Genomic DNA, 16,143 nt, shown 5'->3' on the forward strand with positions numbered 1-16,143 from the left:
GACGAGAGGTTGTCGCGGAACCGACTTTGGCTGGCCGCATGCCGAAAACAAAAATGCCCGCGCAAGGCGCGGGCATTTTTCGGAACGGTGCGGGAGATCAGTTGCGGACGGTGATGCAGGAGATGTCGGCGCGCTTCAGGGCGCGGCAGACGGCTTCGGCCTGATCCCGCTCGAGCCCGGCGAAGCGGGCGCGGTAGAGCTTGCGATTGTCCTTGGCGACGACGGGCTCGGTGAACGGATCGGCCTTGCTGAGCAGGCCGCGGGCCGAGCTGCGCGCTGCGTCGATGCGCTGCTGGGCTTCGTTCTCGCTCTCGAGCGCGCCGACCTGGACGATCCAGCCGCTGTGCGTGACGACCGGCTTGGTGGTGGCGCTCATCTGGATCGGCTGCGGCGCCGGGTCGGCGGAGGCGAGCTTCGGACCGGCCGGGGCGGGCGCGGCGGCGGTCGCAGCCGGCAGTACGCCGAGGACGCCGTTGCCGGTGCCGAAGCCGGCCGGCTGGCGCGGCAGCTCGGTGCGGGCGACTTCCGCCTTCGGCGCTTCCGGTTGGCTCTGGATCTCGGGCTTGTTGATCAGATCGGCCCGGGCGACGACGGCGCCGGAGGTTTCCGCGACGTCGGAGCGGGAGGCAACCGTGTTGGTAATCTGCGGCGCGACCTGCGACGGGGCGGCGGAGGCGACCTTCACGGTGCCGGCCTTGACCTGCACCGTCTTGACCCGGACCGGCTTCATCGGTTCGGACGAGCCCGGGATGATCGAGAGCGGCTGGCTGGAGATCACGCCATTGGTGAGCGGCGCGGGCTCGATCTTGGATTCAGTCGGCCGAGCTTCAGGCTTGGGCTGAGCGGGCGGCATTGCGGCGGTGGCGGCCGCAAGCGTGGACAGGCGCGAGGCGAGACGCGACGGGGCTGCTTCGGGAGCAGGGGCGGCCGCGGCCTGGACCTGCGGAGCGGTGCGGGCCGGGGTATCCGACGCATCGGCGACCTCGGTAGCGGCGTCAGCGCCGCTACGCTCGGTAACCGCGGCGACGGTGTGGCTGGTCGCGCCCTTGTCGAGGTTCTCCGCGAGCAGGTTGCGCATGATGGCGTCGCGCGAACCGCCGCTGCGGCCGCCCAGCACCACGCCGATCAGGTGGCGGTTGCCGCGGCGCATCGAGGTCACGAGGTTGAAGCCGGAGGCGCGGGTGTAGCCGGTCTTGATGCCGTCCACGCCCTCGACGCTGCCGAGCAGGTGGTTATGGTTCCGGATCGACTGGCCGCGCCAGTTGAACGTCGAGGTCGCGAAATAGCGGTAGTAGCGCGGGAAGCGCTCCTGGATGGCGCGGCCGAGCGTGGCCTGATCGCGCGCGGTCGTGACCTGCTCGTCGTTGGGAAGGCCGTTGGCGTTCCGGTAGACCGTCTTGGACATGCCGAGCGAACGCGCCTTGCGCGTCATCATCTGGGCGAAGTCGTCCTCGTCGCCGGCGATCGCTTCCGCGATCACCACGGCTGCGTCGTTGGCGGAGCGGGTGACGAGACCCTTGATCGCGTCCTCGACACGGATGGTCTGACCGGCACGCAGGTTCAGCTTGGTCGGATCCTGATCGGCGGCGTGCTGCGACACCGGCATCTCGGTGTCGAGCTTCATCTTGCCGGACTCGAGACGCTCGAACAGCAGATAGAGCGTCATGATCTTGGTCAGCGACGCCGGATGGCGAATCCCGTCGGGGCTCGTTGCCTGGAGCACGGAGCCGGAATTGCCGTCGACGATGATCGACGCGAATTTCGGGCTGGAGCTCTCGGACACGTCGCGCTGCACCCGGTGGTGCGCGTAGTGGCGGCGGTGACGCCGCGCCTCGGCGGCATCGGTGGTGAAGATGACCGCGGTGGTGACCGTAAGAAGCCCGAAAACCCCGACCCGCGCCAAGCGCGAGGAAGACAAGTTTTTACGAAGCATGAAACCCCGTCCCCGTTTCTGACTTGATCACCGGCCCGTGAGGCGAAATTGTGCCCAATGGACCCGGGATCATTACCTGCCCAGGCTGCCCCTCCGCTGGTGTTCGCCGCGGGGGACGTTGGACCTGAGCCGCTATTCTGGCTAAGGTGATGTTCTCAAACGGCTTTTGACCGCTTGCGGAAGCTGAACACGTCCAGGGAATCAAGGTAGGGGTCCGCGGTTTCCAAAAGCTTAAGGAACCCTTGCGGGAAACCCCGGGAATCTCTTCGGTTTGGATCTAGTTTTTGTGCGACGCACAAGATTCTTGACTTTTTTGTGCGTTGCACTAATTGTGGGCAGAGTCAGGGAGCCGGGGCTTCCCGACGCGAGCCAGGGAAAAGGATTCCGAAATGTTCAAGGTTGAAGACTTTCAGAGCTACGGGAAAGAGCAGTTCGAGCAGTGCGTCGCCTCCGCGACCTCGGTGCAGCACGGCCTCCAGGCAATCGCCAGCGCCTACGGCGACTACACCAAGAAGTCGTTCGAAGACACCAAGTCCTTCGTCGAGAAGCTTTCCGGCGTGAAGTCGCTGGACAAGGCGATGGAAGCCCAGACCGACTTCGCCCGTTCCGCCTACGAGACCTTCGTCGCGGAATCGCAGAAGATTGCCGGCCTCTACAGCGACCTCGCCAAGCAGGCGTTCAAGCCGGTCGAGACCATCGTGTCGAAGTTCACCCCGGCCGCCAACTAACTTTTCCCGGACATCCTGGAAGCAAGAAGCCCGGCTGAACCAGCCGGGCTTTTTTGTTGTCGCGACCGATCCGTGCCAGAGCGCGGTCGGGTTCGCCGGCGTGACCAAGCAGAATTTGCCGGTGCTGCTCGCGCGATATTGCAGCACGCTTGGGGGCAGGGCGCTGCCGGTGTTCGCCTGCATGGTGTGGATCGGATGCTCACCCGCTCCATGCGCACAGCACGAATGAACAGCGCGTTGAATTGGGTCCGCGCCTTGCTGCTGATCTGCGAGGTGATGATGGTGCCGGACGCGTCGAGCGATGCGGCTGACACAGGGCAGGGCGGACGAAGCACGGCCATCCTCGAAATTTGCGATTTTGCCCGATTTGGCGCCACGCGATTGAACAGCATCTACCGTAGAAAACCGGAGACGATCCCGCGCGAAACCGTCGCAGTCGCGTTAACGGCTAGGTTCCTGGTCAACCTGTTCTGGACCGGCGCGGCGGAAATTTTTGTCAAACCGGTCCGGATTGATTAACCTTGGTCAGGATCGCCCGGATCGGGAATCGGGCCCGCCATAGCCGGACTTTTGCACGCTTGCGGCGAGGCGGGGGCAAGCCCATATTCCTGCAATCGATCTGGTTTGGACCGGACCGGTTGGAAGCGGCGATCCAAAAGCGCGGTGCGCCAGTGCGAAGCTCCGAAAGGCGGGGCCGCGCGGCGGGCCGTCATACGCTTCCGTGGGGAATTTGAACGCCTGAGCCATGTCGCAATTGACTTCCAGCCTTGACCTGTCTGCGGCCGCCGCCGCCCGCGCTCCCCGGATGAGCAACGACGAGAACCGTTCCGGCAGCCCGACGGGTCCGAACACCTCCGTCATCACCAAGGTCAAGCCGAAGACCAAGCGGCCGAACCTGTATCGCGTTCTGATCCTGAACGACGACTACACGCCGATGGAGTTCGTGGTCCACGTGCTGGAGAAGTTCTTCCAGAAGGACGTCGAGGCGGCGACCAAGATCATGCTGCACGTCCATCATCACGGTATCGGCGAGTGTGGCGTGTTCACCTACGAGATCGCCGAAACCAAGGTGACGCAGGTGATGGACTTCGCCCGCAAGCACCAGCATCCGCTGCAATGCGTGATGGAAAAGAAATAAGTCACCCCACGGCGCGTTCGTAGCCGGCTCTTGCTTGTGTATGTCGCAGTGTGATCGCCGCGTGATGCCTGCGCGCGATCTCCATCGCAGCCGGCAAAACTACGGAATTCTGCACCGGCGCCGATCCCGCCCAAATCGGAACGGGTTTTGCATCGAAAAATACCGCAGGTGGCTAGCTGCCGAGTCGCGGAACCGGTCTTTCGCCGCGGTCTTGTATAACTATATGTGACAAAGGTTGTTGTTGCCTGACCGGGCGAGGACGATCATGATGGTGGGGGCCATAGAGGACGCGAATGCCGACTTTTTCTCAAAGCCTTGAACAATCCCTGCATCGTGCGCTGGCGATCGCAAACGAGCGTCATCACCAATACGCGACGCTCGAGCATCTCTTGCTCTCCCTGATCGACGACTCCGATGCAGCCGCCGTCATGCGCGCCTGTAGCGTCGATCTCGACAAGCTCCGCACGAGCCTCGTCAACTATCTTGAGACCGAATTCGAGAACCTGGTGACGGATGGCGCCGACGATGCCAAGCCGACCGCCGGTTTCCAGCGCGTGATCCAGCGCGCGGTGATCCACGTGCAATCCTCCGGTCGCGAAGAGGTGACCGGTGCCAACGTGCTGATCGCGATCTTCGCCGAGCGCGAGAGCCACGCCGCATACTTCCTGCAAGAGCAGGACATGACGCGCTACGACGCCGTCAACTACATCAGCCACGGCATCGCCAAGCGGCCGGGCGTCTCCGAGGCCCGCCCCGTGCGCGGCGTCGACGAGGAGACCGAGACCAAGGGCAGCGACGACGCCAAGAAGAAGGGCGAAGCGCTCGAGACCTATTGCGTCAACCTCAACAAGAAGGCGCGCGACGGCAAGATCGATCCGGTGATCGGACGCAATTCCGAGATCAACCGCGCGATCCAGGTGCTGTGCCGCCGGCAGAAGAACAACCCGCTGTTCGTGGGCGAAGCCGGCGTCGGCAAGACCGCGATCGCGGAGGGCCTCGCCAAGCGCATCGTCGACAGCGAGGTGCCGGAGGTGCTGGCGGCTGCCACCGTGTTCTCGCTGGACATGGGCACGCTGCTTGCGGGCACGCGCTATCGCGGCGACTTCGAGGAGCGCCTGAAGCAGGTGCTGAAGGAGCTCGAGGCGCATCCCAACGCCATCCTGTTCATCGACGAGATCCACACCGTGATCGGTGCGGGCGCGACGTCGGGCGGGGCGATGGATGCCTCGAACCTGCTCAAGCCGGCGCTTGCCTCGGGCACGATCCGTTGCATGGGCTCGACCACCTACAAGGAATACCGCCAGCACTTCGAGAAGGACCGCGCGCTGGTGCGGCGCTTCCAGAAGATCGACATCAACGAGCCGACGGTGGAGGACGCGATCGCGATCCTCAAGGGCCTCAAGCCGTATTTCGAGGACTACCACCGGCTGAAGTACACCAATGAGGCGATCGAGGCTGCGGTGCAGCTCTCCTCGCGCTACATCCACGACCGCAAGCTGCCCGACAAGGCGATCGACGTGATCGACGAATCCGGTGCGGCGCAGATGCTGGTCGCCGAGAACAAGCGCAAGAAGACCATCGGCATCAAGGAGATCGAAACCACGATCGCCTCGATGGCGCGGATCCCGCCCAAGAGCGTGTCGAAGGACGATGCCGAGGTGCTCAAGCATCTCGAGCAGACGCTGAAGCGCACCGTGTTCGGCCAGGACAAGGCGATCGAGTCGCTCGCCGCTTCGATCAAGCTGGCGCGTGCCGGCCTGCGCGAGCCGGAGAAGCCGATCGGCTGCTACCTGTTCTCCGGGCCCACCGGCGTCGGCAAGACCGAGGTCGCAAAGCAGCTCGCGGCGTCGCTCGGCGTCGAGCTGCTGCGCTTCGACATGTCCGAATACATGGAGCGGCATACCGTGTCGCGCCTGATCGGCGCGCCTCCGGGCTATGTCGGCTTCGACCAGGGCGGCCTGCTCACCGACGGCGTCGACCAGCATCCGCATTGCGTGGTGCTGCTCGACGAGATCGAGAAGGCACATCCCGACCTCTACAACGTGCTGCTCCAGATCATGGATCACGGCCGGCTCACCGACCACAACGGCAAGCAGGTCAATTTCCGCAACGTGATCCTGATCATGACCACGAATGCGGGTGCTTCGGATCTGGCCAAGCAGGCGTTTGGCTTCACCCGCTCGAAGCGGGAAGGCGACGACCACGAGGCGATCAACCGGCAGTTCGCGCCGGAATTCCGCAACCGCCTCGATGCCATCGTCTCGTTCAGCCATCTCAGCGTCGAGGTGATCGGCACGGTGGTCGAGAAGTTCGTGCTCCAGCTCGAGGCTCAGCTCGGCGACCGCGACGTCACCATCGAGCTGTCCGAGCCCGCCAAGGCCTGGCTGGTTCAGCACGGCTATGACGAGCAGATGGGCGCGCGGCCGATGGCCCGCGTGATCCAGGAGCACATCAAGAAGCCGCTGGCCGACGAGGTGCTGTTCGGCAAGCTCAAGAGCGGTGGCCACGTCCGCGTCGTCCTGGTCAAGGACGAGGCCGACGAGACCAAGGAGAAGATCGGCTTCGAGTTCGTCGAAGGCCCGGTCACGCCGAAGCAGGAAAAGTTGCCCGGCGCCCGCAAGCGCCCGCCGGGCAAGCCCAAGCCGGGCGGCCCCGGCGGCTCGAAGGGGCCGACCTCCAAGGGGCCGCTGGTCAAGGCTTGATCGGCGCGTGATGAAATCGAAAAGGCCGGCTGTTCAGCCGGCCTTTTTGTTTGTGTCGCAGTGCGGGGCTTTAAGTGCCGGTGTCAGGCGCGGGTGCCGCAGGCGGCCGCGGTTTCTTCGGCGCGGTTGGCCGTGCGCGGGCGGGAGCGGACGGCTGCATCGTGACGATGACCGGATTCGGCTTGTGATCGGTTGCCGCGCCCGTCGCGGCATCGACCCCCATGCCGACGACACCGCCCAGCAAGAGATTGCCGGCAAAGCCGGCGGCGCCGCCGGTCTGTATGTCGCGGCTGAGCGGGACGATCTGCGGCTCGTAGCCGTCCTTCTGGAAGGTGATGGAGATGTCGGCGTTCCGCTTGACGACCACGGAGCAGGGCGTCGTGCAGGTGGTCGGAACCTCCATTCCGCTGACGACGGCTTCAACGCCTGAAGGTGTCGATGAGATGCTGATATTCTCGGTCGTGCCGCGCGTGACAGACGCGCAGCCGCCCAGCATGACGCTGAGCGCCACAATTCCAATTGAACGCATGAAATGCCCCTTGTCCCGTCCGCAGTGAAGCGCAACCAGGGCGGGAGGGCAATACGTCATTGGTCCAGATAGTTAAGCACGCACCGGTTGTGCGGAGAAGGGGGGCGAACCTGCGCGTGGGCCGGTCTATTCGCCGCGCAGGCGCTGGTCGTCCTGCACGCGGACTTGCTCGGCGCCGCGCGCGCCTGCGGGCGAGAGCCGCAGCATGCTCAGCACCGCGCCGCAGAGCGCAAATCCGACGCCAGCGAGGAGCGCGACTCGGGTTCCGTCAATTGGATAGAGGCCGAGGAACAGCGCCACCAGCGCCGCGCCCGTGGTCTGGCCGAGCAGCCGCGCCGTGCCCAGCATGCCGCTGGCGCCGCCGGCGCGCTCGCGCGGGGCGGCTGCGATCATGGTGCGGTTGTTGGGGGTCTGGAACAGGCCGAAGCCGGCGCCGGCCAGCGCCATCCGCCAGATCACGTCGAGCGGCGTTGGCGCGGCAGGCAGGAGGGCCAGCGCGCCGAGCCCGCAGGCGAACAGCGTGAGGCCGATGCCGCCGAGCAGGCCCGCCGGATAATGCTCGACCAGGCGGCCGGCGAGGGGGGCCGCGAAGGCGATCGCGATCGGCCACGGCGTGATCAAGAGGCCCATATGCACGGCGGAATAGCCGAAGCGGCTCTGGAGATAGAACGGGATCGCGACGAAGGCCAGCATCTGCCCGCAGAACGACGCGATCGAGGTCGCGATCGACAGTGCGAACACCGGGATGCGCAAGAGGTCGACCGGCAGCAGCGGCGAGGCCATGTGTGTCTCGCGGTAGATCAGCAGCGCACCGGCGACGAGAGCGATGGCGAACTGGACGAGGCAGGTGAGCGCGGCCTCGCCATGGCCGACGCTGTCGATCGCGGCAATGCCGACGCCGAAGGTGATCGCGGAGAGACCCGCGCTCTGCCAGTCGAAGGAATGGCTCGCGGGCTTGGTGTGCGGCAGGCTGCGCAGGCCGAGCACCAGCGTCACCGCGCCGAGCGGCACGTTGATGGCAAACAGCCAGGGCCAGCTTCCGACCGCGAGGATGCCGGCCGCGAGCGTCGGGCCGACCGCGGCCGAGCAAGCGACGACAAGAGCATTGAGCCCGATGCCGCGGCCGAGCAGACTGCGCGGATAGGTGAAGCGCACCAGCGCCGCGTTGACGCTCATGATGCCGGCCGCGCCAAAGCCCTGGACGATGCGTGCGACCGTCAGCAGCGGCAGCGTATGCGCCAGCGCGCAGAAGGCGGATGCGAGCGTGAACAGCACGAGCCCGACCAGATAGACGCGGCGATAGCCGACGATCTCGCCGAGCGAAGCCAGAGGCAGCAGCGAGATGGTGATCGCGAGCTGGTAGCCGTTGACGATCCAGATCGAGAAGGCCGGGCTCGCGTCGAGGTCGGCCGCGATCGTCGGCAGCGCGACGTTGGCGATGGCGCTGTCGACCACCGCCATGATGATGCCGAGCGCAATGGTCAGGATCGCCTGGTTGCGCTGGGGCTGCGGCAGGCCGTCGGCATGCACTGTTGGGGCGGACGACATGGTAATCGTGTTCGGTTGAGGCGCAGTTGCTCGTTCGCAACTTGATCCGACCCGGGATGGTTCCAGCCAAAGCCGATGGCTATTTCGGCTTCTGCGGCTCCTGAATCGCTCTGAGGTAGTTTACCACGGCCTCGGCGTCGTCGCGGCCGAATCGAAACGTCGGCATGAAGCGGTGAATGCTGCTGTAGCCGTCCTGAAGGCGCTGCATGAAATCGGGATCGTAGAGCTTGTTCTCGCCGAGGCGGCGAAACGGCGGCGCCACCTTGTTCGGGCTCGTGCCGGTCTTCCCGACCGCGTGACACCGCGAGCACATCCGCTGCAACAGTGCTTCAGCGTGCCGCTGCTCGAAGTCCATGGCTTGACTGCCGGTGCTCCATAGCACGACAACGGCCAGCAGGGCCGGCACGAACCTCTTCATCGAGCATTCCCCGTCATTCTCAGCGCGAGTTTGCCTTGCCCCAGACGTAGAGTGCGATCAAAACGATCGTTACCACTGTCGAGAAGATCAGAATGCGGCGATCCCAATCGATCCTCTCTCTCTCACCCTTTCTGAAAGTGAGGGCCGTAAACAGGGCCTTCATGGCAAATCGGCGCATCGGAAGCCTCGCGAGGACCGTACGATGCCACGGCCGACGCGAGCGGGCTTGATGCAGCTCAAGCCCGGGCGCGCTACACCGCCGGCGGATTGCGGTCGGTGAAGGTCGTGCGCTGGTGCCAGTAGGGATAGGGCAGCGTCACCTTGCTCGCAGCATCGAGCTTTGCGACCTGGTCCTTGGTCAACGACCAGCCGGCCGCGCCGAGATTTTCGCGCAGCTGCGTCTCGTTGCGCGCGCCGATGATCAGCGTCGAGACCGTTGGACGCTGGAGCAGCCAGTTCAGCGCAATCTGCGAGACGCTCTTTCCCGTCTCCCTGGCGACCTCGTCGATCGCGTCGACCACACGATAGACGTGCTCGTCCGGCACGGGCGGGCCGAAATCGGCAGTCTTGGGCAGGCGGCTGACCTCGGGCTTCGGCTGCCCCCGGCGGATCTTTCCAGTGAGGCGTCCCCATCCGAGCGGCGACCAGACCACGGCGCCGATCCCTTGGTCGAGGCCGAGCGGCATCAGCTCCCACTCATAGTCGCGGCCGATCAATGAATAGTAGGTCTGATTGGCGACGTAGCGCGGGAAGCCGTGCTTGTCGGCGACGGAGAGCGACTTCATCAGGTGCCAGCCTGAAAAGTTCGAAACGCCGACATAGCGGATCTTGCCGGCGCGCACGAGCACGTCGAGGGTGGCGAGCACCTCTTCAGGCGGGGTGAAGGCGTCGAAGCCATGGAGCTGGAACAGGTCGATGTAGTCGGTGCCGAGCCGGGCGAGCGAGCCGTCGATGGCCGCGAGCAGATGCTGCCGTGACGAGCCGATATCGTTGGGCCCGTCGCCGAAGCGGAACGTCGCCTTGGTCGAGACCAAAACCTTGTCGCGGCGGCCCTTGATGGCTTCGCCGAGAACACGCTCGGACTCGCCGAGCGAATAGACGTCGGCGGTGTCGAACATCGACACGCCGGCCTCGAGACAGATATCGAGAAGGCGGCGGGCTTCGCTCGCGTCCGTGGTGCCCCACGCAGCGAGGCGGCCGACGCCGCCGAAGGTGCCGGTTCCAAGACTCAGAGCGGGCACGATGAGGCCTGACCGGCCCAAGCGTCGGTATTCCATCGATATGCTCCTCGGCTGGCCGCTGGTTGATCGATGCGGCCTTGGCGCCGAAGTTAGCGCAAGCGAGCGCCTTGTCCTATCGCGCAGTCACATACCGGCCTTGCTCGGGAACGCTCTAGTCGTGCCGAAGCATGTCGTCGAACGCGGCATCGACGACGCGCGGGCCGACGGTTTCCACTGAAGCCTGCGTCTTGATTGCTGCTGCGACAGAGGGCGTGCAGGCGAGCTCAACGGTGCGCGCCTGCCGCGGCAGGAGCGCAAGGCTCCAGCCCACCACGACCAGCGCCGCGAGCCGGATCGCGATCATGCCCAGCAACAGTTCGGATCCGCTTGTCGTGGCGTGAGTCCTCATGCGAGCCAGCCTGATGCAGGCTGCCAACCAAGACAATCTGGAATTGCCGAGCGCTGCCTTCGCTCAGGACGAAGGCTTGCGGTGATGGCTGGCCGGGATGGGCGTCCTACGCCAGGCAGTGGCCGAGCAAGTCCGGATGCGCGGCACAGATGTGATGTGCGCCGGCGTCCCGCAGCTCGGCCTCGCTGCCATAGCCATAGAGCACGCCGATCGCGGTCATGCCGTTGGTCCGGGCGCCGACCACGTCATGGCTGCGGTCGCCGATCATGATCGCACTGGTGGGATCGACCCTGGCCTCGTCGAGGGCGTGGCGGAGCAGGTCGCGCTTGTCGACGCGCGTGCCGTCGAGCTCGGAGCCGAACACGCGTTCGAAATAGGGCTTCAGGCCGAAATGATCGACGATACGCGTGGCGTAGACCGCGGGCTTGCTGGTGGCGACGAACATGCGCGGTGTTGTCGCGGCCAGCGTCGCCAAGGTGTCCGTGATGCCGGCATAGGCCTCGTTTTCGAACAGGCCGATATCGGCAAAGCGCTCACGATAGAGCAGCAGCGCCCGGTCGGCGAGCTCGTCGGTGCCCGTCAGCTTTTTCAGGCTGGCATGCAGCGGAGGCCCGATGCACCAGGTCAGCTTGTCCTCGCTCGGCACCGCGAGGTTCAAGCGCTCAAGCGCGTATTGGATCGAGCGGGTGATCCCAGGCTTCGGGTTGGTCAGGGTGCCGTCGAGATCGAAATAGATTGTCATCATCAATGCGGAACCGGCGTGGAGACTGCCGCCCGTTGCTAATTGGATCAGGCCTCAAGTCAAGACCCTTGCATCATGCCGTCTTGCGCATTCGACGATCAGAATGCAGCGCGACCAAGCTGAATAATGCCTGGCGGCGCTGAGCTTGTTCCGGACAATGCAATCTCCCGGTATGCGTCGGTCGGCACAGGCTGCGGAGAGGTTCAGGAAGGCGGCGCTCGCGGACAGATTTGGCGAGGAAACCAGGAGCAATCTCGGATCCGGCGCCGTCAGCCGTCTTGTTGCCGCGGCATTTCAGACAATTCGAAATGGTTGATCCGTCGAAATCGCGTTCGCTGATGTCGCGCCCCGTTATAAAGCTCGCTATTGGCGGGACGTAAGCGTAGAGTCGCGTCATCACCGCCCTTCCCACGGCTTCCATCGGTGACTGAGGGTCACGAGCGCTCCCGCCGAACGAGGAAGAGCGTGCATGCCTCGATTTCGTCTGGCCGACTGGATCGTGCCGCCGGTGATCGTCCCGATGTTTCTACTGCTTCTGGTGGCCGCGGCGGCTTTTCTGCGTGGATAGGACGCCACTGCAATATCTGGTGAGCGCGCGCGATCAAAGCGGCTACGTCAGCTTGGGTCGCGCCACAACGGCTGCCGCTTTGAAGAAGGCGAGGGAGCTGTTGCAGGAAGGCTATCTCGACGTGCGGATATGCACACCGCAAGGCCGGATTCTGCTCTCCGATGAGTTCGACCAGTTCGAGGCATGAGGTGACGCCTGCGGTTCGTCACATGGCGCGCCCGGGTCCATCGCAAGAGAATGCCTCGTGTGAACGCCGCCCCGGAAAGGTATCTGGATGAAAACGCTCCTTGTCGTATTGACGCTCGGCGCATTCGCGCAAGGCGCTATCGCCGGTGAATCTGACTGCCGCGAGATCGAAAGCACGAGCGGACGGCTCGCCTGTTACGACGCCGCGTTTCCTCCGAAGGTGAAGAAGTCCATTGCCGTGGAAATCGACATATCTCGGGCCCCATACAAGGATCCATTCGTTGCGGAAGAGGCCCGAACCGCGGCGAAGCTGAAGAATATCTGTCGCGGTTGTTGAGGCTTGTAACCAGGCAGCGCGGGCGTGGCAGCGGGCTGACGGCGTGAACAAGCGCCATTAACAGGAGGATCTGTCATGTCACTTACACAATTTGGCGTCGATGACGGGCCACATACCATGGACGGGCTGCGACTGAGCGCGCGGGATGGCGCTGAGCCGGTCGAGGCGTTCATTGGCCGCAAGGTGATGGATATCTGGGTCGCCTCGGTCGCGCATCGTGTCGGCAAACAAAGCCTGTTCCGTGGTCAGTACAATGCGCTCGGCAAACTGAATCTTGCGTCGATCGAGCGCATCGTCAGTGCAAAGTACCAGCTTGGAGTCACGCTCAACCGCCAACACCCGTTTGTCGAAGTTCTGGTCTCGGACATTGAGGAAAGTGGTGAGGCCCTTGATCTGAGCGAGCTCGTGCGCGAGCCGTTGCCGCCGGCATTCCATCGGCTGGCTTGAGCCGGACAGGATGACCATCGAGCATGCCGCCGTCGAGATCGCCCGCAAACCCTGGGGCCGCGTCGATCTGCGTCCCTGGAGCAGCATCGACGCTTCGGCTGATCCAGTCGGTGAGTTGCGGCTTGGGCGTATCGACAAGCGTGCGCCCAGCCCGGCGCTCCTGCTCAAGCTGCTGTTCACCAGCCAGCCCTTGTCGATCCAGGTTCACCCGAATGACGAATTCGCACACGCCATCGGCTTGCCGAACGGGAAGACGGAGGCGTGGTACATCCTGTCGGCGCCGCCGGGCGCGCGGGTTGCGCTGGGGTTGAAGCGGAAACTCACGCCGCAGGCATTGCGCGCGGCAATCAGGGACGGCTCGATTGCGGGCCATGTGCAATGGCGTCCTGCCGCGCCAGGCGACGTCATCTTCGTTCCCGGCGGCACGATCCACGCCATCGGCGCCAATATCGTGCTCGCCGAGATTCAGCAGCAGAGCGATACGACATTCCGTCTGTTCGATTTTGGCCGGCAGCGCGAGCTGCATGAGGACAGTGCCGTGGCCGCCTCCGATGCCTGGCCGCCGCCAACGCAATTGCCTCCGCGGCGTCTCACCGACGGTCGTACGGTTCTCGTCGCGAGCTCGCCTTTCGTGCTCGAGCGGATCGATCTTCAAGCCAATTCGCATTGGGAGCTCGATACCGATCGCGAAGCCTGGCTCCTCGTGATCGACGGGAAGGGGCGCATCGGACGGGCGAACGTGACCGTCGGAGAGGCCATCTTCATTGAGGCCGACAGCGCCGGTATCGACATTGGCCCGAGCGGGATGAGCATGCTGCTCGCCTATCCGGGACCGGATCCCATCGCATCCTTGCTGCAGGATTGTACGGGACTGACGAAAAATTCCACCGCCGCTCAGGCGCCGACATCAAGTGAAATCATCGAGGTACCGACATGACGCCGCTCCACCGTATCGCCGTCATCGGCAACTCGCTGCCTCGCCGATGCGGAATTGCAACCTTCACGACCGACTTGCACAAGGCGATCTCGATGTCGCGTGCGGATCTGGAGACCAGCATCGTGGCGATGACCGATCCCGGTCAGGCCTACGACTATCCTCCGGCGGTCGCTTTTCAGATCAAGGACGGCCATATCGACGACTACATGCGCGCCGCTGATTTCCTCAATGCCGGCCGGTTCGACATCGTGTGCCTCCAGCACGAATTCGGGATTTTCGGCGGCGAGGCCGGCGCCCATATCCTGGTGCTGTTGTCGCGCCTCACCATGCCGGTCGTGACGACGTTCCATACCGTGCTGGCGCGTCCGACGGCCAAGCAACGCGCCGTCGTGGAGCGTATCGTCGACGCGTCGTCGAAGGTCGTGGTGATGGCCAACAAGGGCCGGGAGCTGTTGCGTGACGTCTACCTGGTGCCGGACGACAAGATCGAGGTAATTGCGCACGGCATTCCCGATGTCGCATTCGTCGGGTCCGACGCAGCGAAAGCCAGGCTCGGATTTGCGGGAAAGTCGGTCATTCTGACCTTCGGCCTGCTATCGCCCAACAAGGGCATCGAGGTCATGATCGACGCCATGCCGTCGATCATGAAGCGCTGCACGGACGCAGTCTACGTCGTGCTCGGCGCAACGCACCCGAATCTGGTTCGAGACCAGGGCGAGGCCTATCGCGAGGGCCTGATGGCGCGGGTGCGTGAACTTGGCATCCAGGATCACGTGGTGTTCCTCGATCGGTTCGTCGATTTGGCAACGTTGCTCGAATTCATTTCGATGTGCGACGTCTATGTCACGCCCTATCTCAACGAGGCCCAGATGACGTCGGGGACGCTAGCCTACAGCTTTGGGCTGGGGAAGCCGGTGGTCTCGACGCCGTACTGGCACGCCCGCGAGTTGCTCACTGAGGGATGCGGAGTCCTGGTGCCGTTCGGCGATGCCGCCGCGATCGGCGGCGAAATCGCAAACTTGCTCACCGACGACGTGCGACGGCAGGCGATGTCTCGGCGCGCCTATGCCGCGAGCCGAATGATGACGTGGGAATGCACGGCCGAGCGTTACATGTCGGTCTTCGAGACGGCACGGCACGGTCACCGGCCCAGGGTGTTTGCGCGCTCCGACATGGGCTTGCCGGGACTGCGTGGCCCCGCGCCGCCGGATATGCAGATCGGCCACTTCCTGTCGATGTGCGACGATGTCGGCCTGCTCCAGCATGCGGTGCATTCGGTGCCCGATCGCGCGCACGGCTATTGCGTCGACGACAATGCCAGAGCGTTGCTGCTGGCCTGCGCCCTCAACAATCCGGGCGAGCAACCGCTGTCGGAGGTCCTGACGGCCCGCTTTGCCGCCTTTGTGCAGCACGCGTGGAACCCCGACACCGGGCAGTTTCGCAACTTCATGGGCTTCAATCGCACCTGGCTTGAAGACAGGGGCTCCGAGGACAGTCACGGGCGAACCCTCTGGGCCTTGGGTGAGGCGGCGCGCACGGACGCGAGCCCGGCGCGGCGCCGGTGGGCTGCGGCCTTGTTCGCGCAGGCATTGTCGATCGCGGAGAGCTTTCGTTCGCCCCGCGCGTGGGCCTTCATGCTGCTGGGTTTGGACGCCTACTGCGCCGTGGCGCCGGACGATCTCCATGCCAGGGAAGTGCGGCATTCCCTTGCCGACAGGTTGATGTCCTGTCTGGCGTCGGTGGAGACGCCGGACTGGGTGTGGTTCGAGGAGGGGCTGGCCTATGACAACGCGCGATTGCCGCAGGCCCTGATGCTCGCGGGCATGGCGACGCAAACGCCTCAATATATCGATGCGGGATTGCGGTCGTTGCGCTGGCTCATGACGCAACAAACGACCGCGGCAGGTCAATTCCGGCCGGTCGGCACCTCTGGCTTCGGCGAGCAGCGGCAGCATCCCCGTGCCTTCGACCAGCAGCCGGTGGAAGCAACGGCGACGATTGCGGCCTGCCTCACGGCGTGGCGTGCGGATGGCGATGCCGAATGGAAGGCCATGGCAACGCGAGCCTTCGCCTGGTTTCTCGGCAGCAATGATCTCTCGGTGGCGCTGGTCGATCCGCTCACCGGCAGTTGCCGCGATGGCTTGCACCCCGATCGCGCCAACGAAAACCGCGGGGGTGAGTCGGTCGTTTGCTATCTCCTCGGCCTTGCCGAGATGCGCCAGCTTGCGCGCGTCAACGCGAGCCTGACAAGGCCGATCGCGTTGCGCGCCGTGGGCGCCTGAACTTCACCTTCCCACCTAG

Annotated in this window: 17 protein-coding genes; 9 read left to right on the top strand and 8 right to left on the bottom strand. The window is 64.5% G+C overall.

All coding sequences use genetic code 11. From position 1 onward, the window contains the following. Positions 1 to 97: 97 nt before the first annotated feature. Positions 98 to 1,933, bottom strand: coding sequence for a serine hydrolase (locus ACVWW6_RS25245; protein ID WP_456681544.1), 1,836 nt, complete (start codon positions 1,931 to 1,933; stop codon positions 98 to 100). 389 nt (positions 1,934 to 2,322) lie between these two features. On the opposite strand from ACVWW6_RS25245, the gene ACVWW6_RS25250 reads away from it, so the two are divergent. The 4 genes from ACVWW6_RS25250 (at position 2,323) to clpA (ending at position 6,501) form a co-directional block, all read left to right on the top strand. Continuing rightward, positions 2,323 to 2,661, top strand: coding sequence for a phasin family protein (locus ACVWW6_RS25250; RefSeq protein ID WP_011087913.1), 339 nt, complete (start codon positions 2,323 to 2,325; stop codon positions 2,659 to 2,661). 195 nt (positions 2,662 to 2,856) lie between these two features. Next, entirely contained in the window at positions 2,857 to 3,180 is a 324-nt protein-coding gene (locus tag ACVWW6_RS25255) for a hypothetical protein (RefSeq protein ID WP_129557636.1), read from the top strand. A gap of 286 nt (positions 3,181 to 3,466) precedes the next feature. Continuing rightward, the gene (clpS, locus tag ACVWW6_RS25260) at positions 3,467 to 3,799 is read left to right on the top strand and encodes an ATP-dependent Clp protease adapter ClpS (protein ID WP_027548135.1); all 333 of its coding nucleotides are present in this window, start codon (positions 3,467 to 3,469) and stop codon (positions 3,797 to 3,799) included. Between the two features lie 293 nt (positions 3,800 to 4,092). Next, the gene (gene clpA, locus ACVWW6_RS25265; protein WP_011087911.1) at positions 4,093 to 6,501 is read left to right on the top strand and encodes an ATP-dependent Clp protease ATP-binding subunit ClpA; all 2,409 of its coding nucleotides are present in this window, start codon (positions 4,093 to 4,095) and stop codon (positions 6,499 to 6,501) included. A 70-nt stretch (positions 6,502 to 6,571) separates the two neighbouring features. Here clpA and ACVWW6_RS25270 read toward each other — a convergent pair whose 3' ends face one another. The 7 genes from ACVWW6_RS25270 to ACVWW6_RS25300 form a co-directional block, all read right to left on the bottom strand. Then, positions 6,572 to 7,030: a PEGA domain-containing protein gene (locus tag ACVWW6_RS25270; RefSeq protein WP_028171539.1), complete on the bottom strand. Its 459-nt coding sequence runs from the start codon at positions 7,028 to 7,030 to the stop codon at positions 6,572 to 6,574. A 126-nt stretch (positions 7,031 to 7,156) separates the two neighbouring features. After that, the gene (locus ACVWW6_RS25275) at positions 7,157 to 8,578 is read right to left on the bottom strand and encodes an MFS transporter (protein WP_028171540.1); all 1,422 of its coding nucleotides are present in this window, start codon (positions 8,576 to 8,578) and stop codon (positions 7,157 to 7,159) included. A gap of 79 nt (positions 8,579 to 8,657) precedes the next feature. Next, entirely contained in the window at positions 8,658 to 8,996 is a 339-nt protein-coding gene (locus ACVWW6_RS25280) for a c-type cytochrome (protein WP_060912528.1), read from the bottom strand. 251 nt (positions 8,997 to 9,247) lie between these two features. Beyond that, positions 9,248 to 10,273 carry an aldo/keto reductase gene (locus ACVWW6_RS25285; RefSeq protein WP_456681545.1) on the bottom strand — a complete coding sequence of 342 codons (1,026 nt, stop codon included), beginning with the start codon at positions 10,271 to 10,273 and terminating at the stop codon, positions 9,248 to 9,250. Between the two features lie 115 nt (positions 10,274 to 10,388). Next, positions 10,389 to 10,580, bottom strand: coding sequence for a hypothetical protein (locus ACVWW6_RS25290; RefSeq protein WP_246740638.1), 192 nt, complete (start codon positions 10,578 to 10,580; stop codon positions 10,389 to 10,391). A gap of 151 nt (positions 10,581 to 10,731) precedes the next feature. Next, a complete protein-coding gene (locus ACVWW6_RS25295; protein WP_060913133.1) occupies positions 10,732 to 11,370 on the bottom strand; it encodes an HAD family hydrolase in 639 nt (212 codons plus the stop codon). Positions 11,371 to 11,440: 70 nt separating this feature from the next. Continuing rightward, a complete protein-coding gene (locus tag ACVWW6_RS25300; RefSeq protein WP_129557635.1) occupies positions 11,441 to 11,764 on the bottom strand; it encodes a hypothetical protein in 324 nt (107 codons plus the stop codon). 190 nt (positions 11,765 to 11,954) lie between these two features. On the opposite strand from ACVWW6_RS25300, the gene ACVWW6_RS25305 reads away from it, so the two are divergent. The 5 genes from ACVWW6_RS25305 (at position 11,955) to ACVWW6_RS25325 (ending at position 16,124) form a co-directional block, all read left to right on the top strand. Beyond that, a complete protein-coding gene (locus tag ACVWW6_RS25305) occupies positions 11,955 to 12,122 on the top strand; it encodes a hypothetical protein (RefSeq protein ID WP_456681546.1) in 168 nt (55 codons plus the stop codon). An 87-nt stretch (positions 12,123 to 12,209) separates the two neighbouring features. Continuing rightward, the gene (locus tag ACVWW6_RS25310; RefSeq protein ID WP_028171546.1) at positions 12,210 to 12,458 is read left to right on the top strand and encodes a hypothetical protein; all 249 of its coding nucleotides are present in this window, start codon (positions 12,210 to 12,212) and stop codon (positions 12,456 to 12,458) included. 75 nt (positions 12,459 to 12,533) lie between these two features. Next, the gene (locus ACVWW6_RS25315) at positions 12,534 to 12,905 is read left to right on the top strand and encodes a hypothetical protein (protein WP_011087904.1); all 372 of its coding nucleotides are present in this window, start codon (positions 12,534 to 12,536) and stop codon (positions 12,903 to 12,905) included. Between the two features lie 10 nt (positions 12,906 to 12,915). Beyond that, entirely contained in the window at positions 12,916 to 13,842 is a 927-nt protein-coding gene (locus ACVWW6_RS25320) for a class I mannose-6-phosphate isomerase (protein WP_028171548.1), read from the top strand. Next, on the top strand, positions 13,839 to 16,124 hold the full coding sequence (locus tag ACVWW6_RS25325) for a glycosyltransferase family 4 protein (RefSeq protein ID WP_028171549.1): 2,286 nt from the start codon (positions 13,839 to 13,841) through the stop codon (positions 16,122 to 16,124). Before ACVWW6_RS25320 ends, ACVWW6_RS25325 begins: the two co-directional genes overlap by 4 nt. Positions 16,125 to 16,143 lie beyond the last annotated feature (19 nt).

It is taken from the genome of Bradyrhizobium sp. USDA 3311 (assembly GCF_054062495.1).

Bases quoted from the DNA above. Each gene is read 5' to 3' on its own strand.
- ACVWW6_RS25315 (WP_011087904.1), top strand. From the start codon at position 12,534: ATGTCACTTACACAATTTGGCGTCGATGACGGGCCACATACCATGGAC.
- ACVWW6_RS25320 (WP_028171548.1), top strand. From the start codon at position 12,916: ATGACCATCGAGCATGCCGCCGTCGAGATCGCCCGCAAACCCTGGGGC.
- clpA (WP_011087911.1), top strand. From the start codon at position 4,093: ATGCCGACTTTTTCTCAAAGCCTTGAACAATCCCTGCATCGTGCGCTG.
- ACVWW6_RS25295 (WP_060913133.1), bottom strand. From the start codon at position 11,370: ATGATGACAATCTATTTCGATCTCGACGGCACCCTGACCAACCCGAAG.
- ACVWW6_RS25275 (WP_028171540.1), bottom strand. From the start codon at position 8,578: ATGTCGTCCGCCCCAACAGTGCATGCCGACGGCCTGCCGCAGCCCCAG.
- ACVWW6_RS25300 (WP_129557635.1), bottom strand. From the start codon at position 11,764: ATGACGCGACTCTACGCTTACGTCCCGCCAATAGCGAGCTTTATAACG.
- ACVWW6_RS25250 (WP_011087913.1), top strand. From the start codon at position 2,323: ATGTTCAAGGTTGAAGACTTTCAGAGCTACGGGAAAGAGCAGTTCGAG.
- ACVWW6_RS25325 (WP_028171549.1), top strand. From the start codon at position 13,839: ATGACGCCGCTCCACCGTATCGCCGTCATCGGCAACTCGCTGCCTCGC.
- ACVWW6_RS25280 (WP_060912528.1), bottom strand. From the start codon at position 8,996: ATGAAGAGGTTCGTGCCGGCCCTGCTGGCCGTTGTCGTGCTATGGAGC.
- ACVWW6_RS25290 (WP_246740638.1), bottom strand. From the start codon at position 10,580: ATGATCGCGATCCGGCTCGCGGCGCTGGTCGTGGTGGGCTGGAGCCTT.
- clpS (WP_027548135.1), top strand. From the start codon at position 3,467: ATGAGCAACGACGAGAACCGTTCCGGCAGCCCGACGGGTCCGAACACC.
- ACVWW6_RS25310 (WP_028171546.1), top strand. From the start codon at position 12,210: ATGAAAACGCTCCTTGTCGTATTGACGCTCGGCGCATTCGCGCAAGGC.
- ACVWW6_RS25270 (WP_028171539.1), bottom strand. From the start codon at position 7,030: ATGCGTTCAATTGGAATTGTGGCGCTCAGCGTCATGCTGGGCGGCTGC.
- ACVWW6_RS25255 (WP_129557636.1), top strand. From the start codon at position 2,857: ATGCTCACCCGCTCCATGCGCACAGCACGAATGAACAGCGCGTTGAAT.
- ACVWW6_RS25285 (WP_456681545.1), bottom strand. From the start codon at position 10,273: ATGGAATACCGACGCTTGGGCCGGTCAGGCCTCATCGTGCCCGCTCTG.
- ACVWW6_RS25245 (WP_456681544.1), bottom strand. From the start codon at position 1,933: ATGCTTCGTAAAAACTTGTCTTCCTCGCGCTTGGCGCGGGTCGGGGTT.